Origin of the sequence: Rhodococcus sp. 14C212 (assembly GCF_011058195.1) — a bacterium.
Lineage (GTDB): Bacteria > Actinomycetota > Actinomycetes > Mycobacteriales > Mycobacteriaceae > Rhodococcus > Rhodococcus aetherivorans.
In genome coordinates this window covers 14111-26118 of the sequence record NZ_JAALEH010000018.1, presented here as the reverse complement: position 1 = coordinate 26118, position 12008 = coordinate 14111, and the positions used below count along the sequence as shown (strand labels likewise).

Genomic DNA, 12008 nt, shown 5'->3' with positions numbered 1-12008 from the left:
GGCGGCGGTCAGCATCGCGACCGATCCGGTGCCAGCCGCACCGTGCCGGTCGCCAGAGCCTCGCCCCACTGCTCGACGGAGGTCCGCACGGTCCACGGATCGTGCGGATCGATCCGCGCCACCACGTTCGCCCGCTCGTCCAGTTCGACGAACCGGTGGTAGGCGGCCTCGATGAGGTCGACGTCGGCGTGCGGGCGGCCGCATGCGGCACGGGCGCTCTGCCGGAACGCCTCGAGGACGAGCATGCCGGGAACGTGATCGCTGGGATGGTCGAACAGGACCGGATGACGATCGTCGACCCGCAGGCGCCAGCGGTTCTCGGCGTACTGCGGACCGAGCACGACGTCCAGGGGCCGGGACTGCCCGACGACGGCGGGGGGAATCGCCGGGGGGCAGACGGGATCCCCGATCGTGCGCGGGCCGGTGCCGTTCCAGCGCAGCAGCCGGTAGGCGTCCGGGGTGAGGACGTTCGCCACCCCCTGTCCCGTGCCCACCTGTCGTCCGCCGACGACGAACACCACGGTCAGGTCGAACTGGGACAGCAGCCCGCCGCGGTACACCGGGTCCTCCAGGCAGGCGTCGAGGACGACCTCCGCGGCGCCGGTACCGATGGCGAGCGCGTGCACCGCCGCATCCACCCGCAGGGTCTGCATGACGAACGGATGACCGAGGGGAACGCGATATTGCTTGTGCCCCAAGTAGATCGCCGTCTGGCGCAGGGTCTCGGCGATCAGCATGGTGTCGTACCGTCCGGTTTCGGTCCGGTAGAAACCGTGCAGCCGTGGCCACTGCGCGCCCAGCAGGAATCGATGGTCGGCACCGGCGGACGCGCAGTCCGTCAGGAACACCTCCGACACCGATTGCCGGTGGACGTACCGCCTAGGCACCGTCGACTCGAAACCGAGGACGGGACTGTTCCGGGGCACTGCGTCCGCATCCACGGTCATTGTCGCTTCTTTCATTGCAAACCGGCCGGACTGCTTTTATCGAGGGATAATAGACGACCCGGACGAATCGGAGCACGCCCGTGTCCGGTGGCTGGATCGAACGTCGAGAACGGCTTTCGTCCCCCGTCGGTCGCTCGGATGAATTCTTCGAATCCAACAAACCGATCGACCGGTTTATGGTAAGGTGTAATGCAGTCGGGAAACAAATGAACAGGGTCGGTCGTCGAGCACGCGGAGGGGTGTTCGCGCGGCAGGCCCGAGGTCACAGCGCCTCCGCGCCGCCGGGACTATACGAGGGGTAGCCCCAGCGGCGCGGAGGCGTGTCCGCATTCACACCGCCGCCACCCGAAACCCGGTGCCTCACTTGCCCGGTGCCTCACGTGCCCGGTGCCTCACGTGCCCGGTGCCTCACGTGCTCGGAATGCGGCTTCGCGCTTCCGCGAGCTGATCCTCGAGGTGGACGATCCGGCACGCCGCGTCCACCGCGGTGCCGCTGTCGACCAGTTCCCGCACCCGCGCGACGAGACGAAGCTGGTTCCGGGAGTAGCGGCGGTGACCGCCCCCGGAACGCTGCGGCACCACGAGGCCCGTGTCGTCCAGACTGCGAAGGAAGGCAGGAGTGACCCCGAGCGACGCAGCGGCGCGACCCATGCTGAAAGCGGGGTAGTCGTCGTTGTCGAGTTCGTTGGTGACCGCGGGAGCGCGGTCGTGGGTGGGATCCACGTGCCCTTCGTTGCTACGAGAGGGAACCCCGGCACATAGGGCACCGGGGTTCGTGACGGTTATGACAATGCCGGCCTCGACCGGCACGAGGAAATGACATACACGAGTTCGCTATCCCGATGGATACGCATCACCAGCCTCTCGCTCTGCTCTCCGGTGGCGACGTGGTCGGCCTCCGCAGAGTCCGCCCGTCGCGTCGTCGGGGCGGAGCCGCAGAACCGAGTGCGGCTCCGCCCCCTCTGCAACTTCCCCGGCAACCCCTCGGTTGCCCCTCTTCCGGATCCTTCGCGTTGTCGTCCTCGATGTTATCGGCATCGATGCCGAAAGTCTACGGTTGCGACTGCAGATTTTCTCGTCGCGTGTTCTCGTCGCGGCGAGCCGTCCGGCGCGACCCGGTCGAACCTGTCGGACCGGTGCGGCACCATGAGCACACCGCCGCCGGAAGGAACGCTCATGACCGAGATCCTCGACCTGGCACCGGCCGCCCACGAGATGGCACGGCTCGTCGGCGCGCTCACGCACGAACAACTCGCCCGTCCCACCCCGTGCGCCGGCACCACCATCGGGGACCTGGTGGATCACGTGGGCGGGCTGTCCCTGGCGTTCACCGCCGCCGCCGGGAAGGCTGTGGGTGACCACACCGGGCAGGGACCGTCCGCCGACGCGTCCCGGCTCGGCGACGACTGGCGCACCAGGATCCCCGGGCAGGTCCTCGCCCTCGCCGAGGCGTGGCGCGATCCCGGCGCATGGACCGGAACGACCCAGGCCGGCGGCATCGATCTGCCCGGTCACGTCGCGGGGCTCGTGGCGCTCGACGAACTCGTGATCCACGGCTGGGACATCGCCACCGCCAGCGGCCGGAGGTTCTCCTGCGATCCCGTCGCGCTGGCCGCGTGCCTGTCGTTCGTCGCCGCGACCACCGATGAGGAACGCGCAGCCGGCGGGCTCTTCGGGCCGGCGGTCGCGGTTCCCGACGACGCCCCGGACCTCGATCGCCTGATCGGGCTCAGCGGGCGTGACCCGTCGTGGCGGCCGCCGCCCGGCCCCTCGGACCACCCACCGCGGGCCCCGGATGGCGGCCCGGGCTAGGCTCGGCCGGGCCACCGGCTGCGCCCCGCCCACCGAGAGGAACGTGAGCCTTGTCCGAGACGGACCGCCGCACTCCCCGTCCGGACCTTCTGGCCGACTGCGGCAGTTGCTTCGGTTTGTGTTGTGTGGCTCTGCCTTTCGCCGTGTCGACCGATTTCGCGATCGACAAGGAGGCGGGCCGGCCCTGCCCGAACCTGCGGGACGACTTCCGCTGCGGCATCCACCGGGACCTGCGGCGCAAGGGGTTCACCGGGTGCACCGTCTACGACTGCTTCGGCGCCGGCCAGAAGGTCTCACAGATCACGTTCGGCGGAGCGGACTGGCGCCGCGCGCCGCAGACCGCCCGGCGGATGTTCGACGTCTTCCCCGTCGTGCGTCAACTGCACGAGCTGCTCTGGTATCTCGACGAGGCGGCGTCCCTGCCCACCTCCCGGCCGATCCACGCGGACCTGCGCGGTGCGCGCGCCGCGACCGACCGGCTGACCCGCGGCGACGCCGACGCCCTCGCCGGACTCGACGTCGCGACGCACCGGCAGGAGATCAACACCCTGCTGCTGCGCGCGAGCGAACTCGCCCGGGCCTCCGTGCGCGGCCGCAGAAAGAACCGCCGCGGGGCGGACCTGATCGGCGCGAAGCTCCGGCGCGCCGACCTGCACGGCGCGAACCTGCGCGGCGCCCTCCTCGTCGCCGCGGACCTGCGCGAAGCGGACCTGCGCCGGGCCGACCTCATCGGCGCCGACCTGCGGGACGCCGACCTGCGCGGCGCCGACCTCACCGGCAGCCTGTTCCTCGTCCAGTCACAGGTCGATTCCGCCCGGGGCGACGCACGTACCCGGCTGCCCGCCACAGTGGCCACACCCGGGCACTGGTAGCGCAACGGGCGAATCGGGCCCGTTGCTCTCGAAAGCCCTCGATTCGGCCGCGATCGGGTGTGCAATAGGTCCCATGAACATCCCCGACCTCCTTCCCACAGACCGCCGCCGGATGGCTCGTGCTGCCGTGGATTCGTTGGGCAGCCAGCGCAGCGACCACGCCCTCGTGCGCGTGAAGTGCCCCGCCAGCCACAACGTCGCCACCGTCTACCGCACCCCGGAGGGGCCGGTGCTCGTCGCCGGCGGTGGGCCGACGGCGCACGGCAATCGCGACCGGTCCGAGACCGCGCACCACGGCGGATCCCTCGGGTCCGAGTTCGTCGACACCCTCGAGGCGACCCAGTTCGAGGACGACGACGTGCCCGCGCGCTGCGCGTGCGGTCCGCACACACTCTCGCGCCAGGACCTGCAGGACGCGGTCCGCTCGCACACCCGCACGGTCACCCTGGCCTGAGCCGGACCCGATGAGCACCGCCGACAGCCGGCGCGACCGCGGCGTCGATTCCGGCGGCCGGGACGTCGAGCTCGAGCTTCGCGACGTGAGCCTGGCCGGCACCCTGACCGTCCCCGCCGGATCGGACGGCCTGGTGATCTTCGTGCACGGCAGCGGCAGCAGCCGGTTCAGCCCGCGCAACCGGTACGTCGCCGGGGAACTGAACGCCGCCGGCCTGGGCACGTTGCTGTTCGACCTGCTGACCGCCGGCGAGGAGGGCGACCGCGCCCTCGTCTTCGACATCGAACTGCTCGCGAGCCGGCTCGGTGAGGTGACCGATCTCGTCCGCGCGGAAGCCGAGTGGATCGGTTACTTCGGGGCCAGCACCGGCGCCGCCGCGGCGCTGTGGGCCGCCGCCGATCCGGACCGGGAGATCGCCGCCGTCGTCTCCCGCGGCGGGCGACCCGATCTGGCGATGCCCCGGCTCGGCCGGGTCCGCGCCCCCACGCTCATGCTGGTCGGCGGCCTGGATCGCATGGTGATCGAACTGAACCGGCAGGCCGCCGCGGCCATGCGGTGCGAACACGAACTGCGGATCGTGCGCGGGGCGACGCACCTGTTCGAGGAACCCGGCACGCTCGAGGTCGTGGCACAGCAAGCGCGGGACTGGTTCCTCGATCACCGCCCGCCGCCTCCGGCGTGACCGGCGCGCAACATACACGGCGTCGGATCTCTCTGCCGCTCCGGGGAATTCGGACATCGAAGACGGAACGCCCGGGGGCACGGCGCCGACTCACCGGCCTGCGCAGGGCAAACTCGGGTACGGTGGACACGACGGCAGAGTCCTCGTACTGTGACGGGGGACACAAACCCGGGTAGCCGCCGAACCGGTGGGGTACCCGCACTACAACGAGTTGACACACGCCCAGTGGCGACACCTCAGAGGCGGACAATTGACGATCGAAGCACACCGTGACAACCCCGCGGTACGACGCCTGACGGCACTCGACACCGCGCAGGCTCTTCTCCGCTCCGCAAGGGGCCGTTCCTACACCGAGGACCAGGCGTTCGACGAACTGCTCGACGCCTCGATGCGCTTCCACGTCGACATCGTCGACCTGTGCGAAGCCCTCACCGACCTGACCTCCGGTCCCGGCACCACCGTCCAGGGACACCGGCGCGCCCACACCGTCGCGACCGAACTGTGGGGCCGGCTGATCGACCGGAGGACGGCACCCGCCGAGAACTGATCACCGGAAGCGGATGCTCAGCGTGCGCCGGACGAGGTCACCGACCTCGTCCGCCCACGCGAGGATGCCAAGGGTCGAGTCGATGTTCCCGGGCGGCGTCCGCACCAGGGTGTCCCTGCGGATCAACCGCTCGAAGTCCACGGTCACCGGATCCGGGCGCACACCGCCGTTGCCGTGGTGGAACTGCACCCCGGCGCGGCGCATCACGTTGATCAGTTCCTGCGCGAGGATCCCGTTCGCCACCGTCGTCGGATGCACTCCGTCGAGGGAGAACAGCCCACCCGCGGCCCGGCCCCCACGACCGTCGGCCGTCAGGAACCGCGAATCCGGCACGGGGTCGAGCGCGGCGAGTGCGGACGGGAGCGGGTACGGGGTCCACCATGCCGGGCGGGCACCGACATCGGTGACGAAGCGCCGCGACGCGAGGCGCTCGAGCAGACCGGCCACGTCCAGCAGATACCAGTCCCGTGCCCGGCCGTGCCCACCGGAACGGGCATCGGCGACCGCCTGCTCGATGCGCTCGTTGTACAGGTCGATCGCGAGGTCCACCGCGTACGCGCCGGCACCCGTGATGTGCTCGTCCTGAGCCGGATCGAACCGCGCCTCCTCGATCCACGGCCGGGTGTAGTACGGGAAATAGGGCGACCCCGGTTCCATCTTGCGTCCGAGACCCTTCGCGATCGGCGCGATGGTGACGTGGGGGATCGTGCACCACACGACGTGCCGCGCCCGGATTGCCGCCACCCGCTCGACCACCTCGGCGAACTCGGCCGCGAAGTGCTCGGGTCGCCAGATGGTATAGGCGTCCTTCGCAGTGAGGTCGCGAAAGTCCGGACCGCTCCACGCGATGCGCAGGTCCGTGACCGTGCCGAGCGCGTTGTTGGAGCCGAGGAACACCACCAGTGTCTCGATTCCGGACTCGGTTGTGTCGTCGTGGTCGTCGCCGAGCGCTGCGGCCGCGTCGAACACCGTCATCGCCTTCGCCTCGTCGCTCCAGCGCGGATAGACCCGCAACGCGGCGCGTTCCCCGTTGTTCTGCACAATCTGGTCGAGCAGGTCGTCGTTCGGTGCGGAGATCGCCGCCTCGCACGTCGCGGCGGTCTTGCTCAGGGCGTCGCGCAGGTCCCAGCCGAAACAGGACAGGTTGTGCTGGTGTGCCGCCAGCAGCGGCGGCTCCCGACCGGGCCCGCGCTCCCAGTAGTCCTCCACCCGGTCCATGAGCGCGCGCACAGCGAACAGCGCGAGCGGCGTCTCCCACACGTTCACCGCCGGCCCGAAGCGTCGCTCGAGGTCGCGCAGGAGCAGTTCGATGTTGAGCGGCAACCCGCCCGGACCGCCGTAGCGCGGGTAGCGGAACCGGTGGAGCCAGCCGAGTTCGTGGGCAACGATCGCGGGGACCGAGACGTCGGTGTGGAAGACGGCGCCGCTCTGGAAGCCCTGCAGCACGGAGTCGCCGATCGCGACGAGCCGGTGCGGGGGCATTCCCCGGGTGTCGGCCCGCACGTCGCGGCCGAGCGCCGGATCCGACACCGGCACCCGGGGAGCGGACGCCGCGCGCACCCGCACGTCCTCGGGTGTGCCGTCCGGGAGATCCATCGGAGTCACCGGCATTTCGTCCTCCCCCGGGCCGCGCGTGCGCCTGCTCCGAGCGTGAGCCGCGCGCGGTGGGTTGTCAACGACACGGCCGGCGACGAATTCTGTAGGGCATGGCCACCGACGAGGACTTCGCGCACACCGACGAGGCAGCCCGCAATCGGCGGGAGAAGGCGATCGTCCTCGCCCGGTTCGCTTGGAACCGCGGCATCACCGCGGACGAGCTGCTGGCCCTGGCCGACGACATGCGCCGGAAGCTGGCCCGGGCCGCCGGAGCACACCCGCCGCGCACGATGGAGACGTGGGCGCTCGTCGCTCGGCTGCTCACCGAGAAGTCGGAGTGGGCCGCGCAGCATCCCGGCCATCCCGCAGCCACCCCCACCGCCGCGGACGAGAAGATCATGTGGGTGAAGAAGCCGCCGCGCCGGTGGCTGTGAGCCTCACCCGGCCCCTCACGCGCCCAGCGGGTCGAACGCGTACGACACGGCCGGCACCTGCATCGCGAACCGGACGAGGTGGCCCTCGCGCGCGGCGCAGACGCTCCCGGCACCGCCGAGCAGGGGTGGCAGCGCGACGTCGCGTGGTGGGAGCAGCCGTCCCGGCACCGGCACGCCGTAGCAGCGGGCGTCGCACATCTCGATCCGGGCCACGCCGTCCGTGACGGTGACGTCGACGAGCGCGGTGAGCCGACGGCGGCGATGCGTCGCGCGGATCGATCCGTCGCGATCGAGGGCGAGAACCCAGTCGTGGCCGAGGGAGTTGAGCCAGTCCAGCACGGCGCCGACGCCGCTGGTGCCGTGGACGTCGAGACGGTGTGCGCTGAGCCGGGTGCGGATCCCGGGGACGACACGCACACCGTGCGCCACCACGGTCACCTCGTCCACCCGGCGCCCGCCCCAGTCGACTGCCGCGAGCTCGACCCGGGACTGCAGGTGCGCGCGGCGACGTCGCACCTGCACCGACCGCACCGTCGCCCGCACCGGCACGCCGTGCACGTCCGTGGCGACAGTGCGTCCGACGTATCGGTACGTCAGACCCAGAGCGAGCGCGGTGACGATCACGTCGGGGACCAGGGCGGTCGTCGTGCCGGCGGCAAGGTCGGCGAGCGGGTCCACCCAGCGGGTGGCCCACCCGTCCCCTCCGACGCCGGTGTCCATCCGGACATCATGCCCTCTCCGGCGCCGTGTCGGCCCCGTCGCGACCGAATGTGACACGCGTTCGATGTGATCGAATCGGTGTGACATTCGGCCACCGCGGAGTCAGCGGTCGGCGTCGTTCCAGATCCGCAGGACGGTCGAGAGGATGTCCTCGGACACGCCCAGGCCGCCCAGGTGGCTCTCGCCGGGCAGGTGGTGGAACTCGGCGTCGGGCAGGCGGCCCACCACGTGCAGGCCGTGTTCCATGGGGACGATGTGATCGGTGTCGCCGTGCCACCACCGGACCGGCACCTTGACGTCCTCGAGGCGGAAACCCCAGTCCCGGGCGAACACCACGATATCGGCGAAGGGCGCGGCCATCTGCTTGCGGCTGCCGTTGAGCAGATCGTCGAGGAACATCGCCTTGAACTCGGGGCGGGCCAGCAACTGCCGGTCGGCCTCGGGCGAGAGCCACCCGTACATGTCGATGAGCGGCGACGCGAACGGCCGCACGACCCGGATCATCGACGTCACGCCCATGCCGATGGGGACGCCCCAGACGGTGAGCAGCGGCGCGACCATCGTGCCCAACCGCATCAGGCCGCCGCTGATCGCGTCGGGACCGACGACGGGCGCGACACCCCCGAGTACCGCGGCGGCCATGACCCGCTCGGGCATCGCATGCGCCGCGGCGAGGGTGTAGGGGCCGCCGCCGGAGAGTCCGACGACCGCCATCCGGTCCACGCCGAGGGTGTCCGCGACGATGCGCAGGTCGTCTGCGAAGGCGAGGACGTTCTCGTAGCGGTGCGGACTCGACGAGCCGATGCCGGGGCGGTCGAGGCCGATGAGCCGGACGTGCTCACGCTCGGCGTAGCTTCGTGCCTCGACGGGGATCTGCCGGCGCGCCCCGGGGGTGCCGTGCAGCCAGAACACCGCCCGGCCCTGGGCCGATCCGAACTCGGCGAAGCCGATCCGGCGGCCGCCCCCGACCGCGACGGTGCCTTCCAGCTTGGGACGTTCGACGTCGATCATGGGCGCCAGCATGCCACGTGACTGCGGTCACACGACGCAGGTGTCCGTGACGGGGCGAGCCGGACATCCCCGGCGACGAGCCCTGCCCTCAGCGCAGCGCGTCGATCAGCTCGCCGACGGTGTGCGCGGATTCGAGCGGATGACGGAGCCGCCCGGCCGGATTCACCGAGTAGAGGTTGCGGCGCCCCACCCGGGTGCGGGTCAGGTAACCGCCGTCGACCAGGTCGGCAACGATCGTCTGCACGGACCGCTCGGTGATCCCGATCCGCTGCGCGAGTTCGCGGACGGTGGGCTGACCGCCACCGGCGACACACAGCAGTACGTGCGCGTGGTTGGTCAGGAACGTCCAGCCCCGGGCACGGTCCTCGTCACCGGCGGGCGGCGTTCCGGGGCGGGCGGAGGAGGTCACCCGCACACCATAGGGCAGCGCGGTTTCCGGTATCGCGCTTCGCACTCGGGCCGTGGCCGCATCCCTGGTGCGCCCGGGCGGCCCCGGGTAGCGTTCGTCGGGTGAACACCGGGCCGGCACTACGCCACTCACGGATCGGCGATCCGGTGGAGGTCTGAGCGTGGTACGGGCGGCGCAGGGTCGCCGCCCGCATTCGATACGGGGACCGCCGGGCTCGTGCGTACCGCCGTCCCGTCCCCGGATCGAACTACAGCGAGGAACTCCCATGGCCGTCACTTTCAACCACACGATCATCGCCGCCGCGGACCGCAACGAGTCGGCGCGGTTCTTCCGTGAACTGCTGGAACTTTCGGAAGCACCGTCCTGGGGCTCGTTCACCAACATCCAGCTCGACGACGGCGTACTGCTGCAGTTCGCCGAGCCCCCGGTGGAGATCCAGATGCAGCACTACGCGTTCATGGTCGACGACGACCTCTTCGACAGGGCGTATCGGCGGCTGTGCGACGCCGGCATCGAGCACTGGGCCGATCCGCAGATGCGCCGTCCCGGCGAAACGAACACGGAGCACGGCGGGCGCGGAGTCTATTTCAAGGACCCGGCCGGTCACGCGATCGAGCTGCTCACGCGCCCCTATCTCCCGTTCCCTTGACAATTAACCGGAAATACTATTCACTAATTGCAGTTCGCGAAAGGGAGTATCCCTCCGCGTTTCGTCGTCAACTCGGAGGCCGTCCGCCGGCCCCCCGGCGGAGCGGGCTCGGGTTCGAGCCGGGAAAGACTTTCGGCCGTTTCGAGGCTGAGAGGTGGTCCCGATGACCGTTCCGTTGTGGTTGTGGGCGGCGGTACTCGCCGCGATCGTGGCGATGCTGGCGGTGGATCTGTTCGCGCACCGCCGCGCGCACGTGATCGGTGTGCGCGAGGCCGCAGGCTGGTCGTTGTTCTGGGTCGGTACCGGCGTCGGATTCGGCGCGCTGATCTGGTGGCAGTACGGCTCGGAGTTCGGCCAGCAGTACTTCTCCGGCTACCTGATCGAGAAGTCGCTCGCCGTCGACAACGTCTTCGTCTGGGCGATCATCCTGACCTACTTCGCCGTGCCGCGTGAGTACCAGCACCGGGTCCTGTTCCTCGGCGTGCTCGGCGCCCTGGTGTTCCGGGGTCTGTTCATCGCGGCAGGCTCGGTGCTCATCGCGAGCTTCGGCTGGATCCTCTACCTGTTCGCGGCGTTCCTGCTCTACACCGGCTACCGGATGATCCGGCAGCGCGACGAGCACCTCGACCCCGAGAAGTCCCGTGCGCTGCGGCTGTTCCGCCGCCACGTGCCGATGACCGACGCCTACCACGGTCAGAAGTTCCTCGTCCGTCGCGGGGGTGCGCTGCTGGCCACCCCACTGCTTGCGGTGCTGGTGCTCATCGAGATCACCGATATCGTCTTCGCGGTCGACTCGATCCCCGCGATCTTCGCCGTCACCGACGAACCGTTCCTCGTCTTCACCGCCAACGCGTTCGCGGTGCTGGGCCTGCGGGCGATGTACTTCCTGCTCGCCGACCTGATCCACCGCTTCGTGTACTTGAAGATCGGGCTGGCCCTGGTGCTGGTGTGGGTCGGCATCAAGATGCTGCTGAAGATCGACGTGTTCTACGTGCCGACGCCGATCTCGCTCGCCGTCGTCGCCACGATCCTGACCGTGTCGATCGTCGCCAGCCTGCGCGCCACGCGCGGCCAGGGCCGTCGCAGCCTCGCGGCACCCGCGGCCCCGCCGTTCCGGATGGCCACGGCCGAGGAGACCGCGGCCCTCGAACCCGTGTGGCGGCGGCCCGGCAGCCGGCGCCGCGCGGCGCGGCCCGAGCACGACGACAGCCTCAACGGTGGGCGATGAACGCGTACTGGCGGGTCGCTGCCTCGACGATCTGATCGGGGGTCACGTCGATCTCGCCGCCGAGCCACGCGGTCATGAGCTCGGCGAGACCCCCGACGAACAGCAGCGCGGCGATCTGGTCGTGGGGCGGCTGCAGCGCGCGGTCGCCCCACAGCTCGCGAGATTCGATTGCGACGAGGTCGGCGAACTGGCGCAGCAACTCCCGGCGACGGGTGCGCAAGGGCTCGGCAGCCGCGGACTCGACGACGGCGACCCGGCCCTTGCGCGGATCGTCGGTGAGGACCGCGACGAACGCGGCGATGGCGGCGCGGGCCCGCTCCTCGGGGCCGCGCTCGGATTCGGCGAGTGCCGCCAGCGCGCGCTCGCGGATCTCGTCGGCGATCCGCTCGACGACGCACACGAGCAGCTCGTCCCGGCCGGAGAAGCTCTCGTAGAAGTACCGCTCGGTGAGCCCGGCCTCCTGGCAGATCGCGGTCATGGTGGCACGGTCACCGCCCTCGCGGCCGAACACCGTCAGACCGGCCGCGAGCAACTGCTCACGGCGGTCGGCGGCGCGCTGCTCGGCACTCTTTCCGCGGTACTGACGACTGGGCCTGCCCATAGTCGAATCTTGACAGATCGCCGCCTGTGATCCACGCTACTGTCAA

The 12008-nt window shown here is 70.5% G+C and carries 15 protein-coding genes; 8 read left to right on the top strand and 7 right to left on the bottom strand.

What is annotated here, in order from left to right:
* Positions 1 to 8: 8 nt before the first annotated feature.
* Positions 9 to 947 carry a ScbA/BarX family gamma-butyrolactone biosynthesis protein gene (locus G6038_RS10980; protein ID WP_165037686.1) on the bottom strand — a complete coding sequence of 313 codons (939 nt, stop codon included), beginning with the start codon at positions 945 to 947 and terminating at the stop codon, positions 9 to 11.
* Between the two features lie 408 nt (positions 948 to 1355).
* On the bottom strand, positions 1356 to 1670 hold the full coding sequence (locus G6038_RS10975; RefSeq protein ID WP_165037685.1) for a helix-turn-helix domain-containing protein: 315 nt from the start codon (positions 1668 to 1670) through the stop codon (positions 1356 to 1358).
* Between the two features lie 453 nt (positions 1671 to 2123).
* On the opposite strand from G6038_RS10975, the gene G6038_RS10970 reads away from it, so the two are divergent.
* The 5 genes from G6038_RS10970 to G6038_RS10950 all read left to right on the top strand — a co-directional run bounded on the left by G6038_RS10970 (position 2124) and on the right by G6038_RS10950 (position 5314).
* Positions 2124 to 2759 (top strand): TIGR03086 family metal-binding protein, encoded by a 636-nt coding sequence (locus tag G6038_RS10970; protein WP_165037684.1) that lies wholly within the window; start codon positions 2124 to 2126, stop codon positions 2757 to 2759.
* 125 nt (positions 2760 to 2884) lie between these two features.
* Positions 2885 to 3631 carry a pentapeptide repeat-containing protein gene (locus G6038_RS10965; protein WP_165037683.1) on the top strand — a complete coding sequence of 249 codons (747 nt, stop codon included), beginning with the start codon at positions 2885 to 2887 and terminating at the stop codon, positions 3629 to 3631.
* A 73-nt stretch (positions 3632 to 3704) separates the two neighbouring features.
* A complete protein-coding gene (locus G6038_RS10960) occupies positions 3705 to 4085 on the top strand; it encodes a hypothetical protein (RefSeq protein WP_206024559.1) in 381 nt (126 codons plus the stop codon).
* Positions 4086 to 4095: 10 nt separating this feature from the next.
* A complete protein-coding gene (locus tag G6038_RS10955) occupies positions 4096 to 4767 on the top strand; it encodes an alpha/beta hydrolase (RefSeq protein WP_165037682.1) in 672 nt (223 codons plus the stop codon).
* Between the two features lie 250 nt (positions 4768 to 5017).
* Positions 5018 to 5314 (top strand): ANTAR domain-containing protein, encoded by a 297-nt coding sequence (locus G6038_RS10950; RefSeq protein WP_165037681.1) that lies wholly within the window; start codon positions 5018 to 5020, stop codon positions 5312 to 5314.
* Here the strand turns inward: G6038_RS10950 and G6038_RS10945 are convergent, their stop codons facing one another.
* Positions 5315 to 6925 (bottom strand): hypothetical protein, encoded by a 1611-nt coding sequence (locus tag G6038_RS10945; RefSeq protein WP_165037680.1) that lies wholly within the window; start codon positions 6923 to 6925, stop codon positions 5315 to 5317.
* Between the two features lie 95 nt (positions 6926 to 7020).
* On the opposite strand from G6038_RS10945, the gene G6038_RS10940 reads away from it, so the two are divergent.
* Positions 7021 to 7344 carry a hypothetical protein gene (locus tag G6038_RS10940; protein WP_165037679.1) on the top strand — a complete coding sequence of 108 codons (324 nt, stop codon included), beginning with the start codon at positions 7021 to 7023 and terminating at the stop codon, positions 7342 to 7344.
* 15 nt (positions 7345 to 7359) lie between these two features.
* On the opposite strand, the gene G6038_RS10935 is transcribed toward G6038_RS10940, so the two are convergent.
* The 3 genes from G6038_RS10935 to G6038_RS10925 form a co-directional block, all read right to left on the bottom strand.
* Positions 7360 to 8064: a hypothetical protein gene (locus tag G6038_RS10935; protein ID WP_206024558.1), complete on the bottom strand. Its 705-nt coding sequence runs from the start codon at positions 8062 to 8064 to the stop codon at positions 7360 to 7362.
* A 102-nt stretch (positions 8065 to 8166) separates the two neighbouring features.
* Positions 8167 to 9087, bottom strand: a complete 921-nt coding sequence (locus G6038_RS10930; protein WP_165037678.1) for an alpha/beta hydrolase — start codon at positions 9085 to 9087, stop codon at positions 8167 to 8169.
* A gap of 76 nt (positions 9088 to 9163) precedes the next feature.
* Positions 9164 to 9484 (bottom strand): winged helix-turn-helix domain-containing protein, encoded by a 321-nt coding sequence (locus G6038_RS10925; RefSeq protein WP_165037677.1) that lies wholly within the window; start codon positions 9482 to 9484, stop codon positions 9164 to 9166.
* Positions 9485 to 9749: 265 nt separating this feature from the next.
* Between G6038_RS10925 and G6038_RS10920 the strand changes: the two genes are divergently transcribed.
* Both G6038_RS10920 and G6038_RS10915 read left to right on the top strand, forming a co-directional pair.
* Complete coding sequence (locus G6038_RS10920; RefSeq protein WP_165037676.1) at positions 9750 to 10133, top strand: VOC family protein; 384 nt, start codon at positions 9750 to 9752, stop codon at positions 10131 to 10133.
* Between the two features lie 163 nt (positions 10134 to 10296).
* Positions 10297 to 11361, top strand: coding sequence for a TerC family protein (locus G6038_RS10915; protein WP_165037675.1), 1065 nt, complete (start codon positions 10297 to 10299; stop codon positions 11359 to 11361).
* Here the strand turns inward: G6038_RS10915 and G6038_RS10910 are convergent.
* A complete protein-coding gene (locus G6038_RS10910) occupies positions 11345 to 11962 on the bottom strand; it encodes a TetR family transcriptional regulator (RefSeq protein WP_165037674.1) in 618 nt (205 codons plus the stop codon). The genes G6038_RS10915 and G6038_RS10910 overlap by 17 nt on opposite strands.
* Positions 11963 to 12008: the final 46 nt, after the last annotated feature.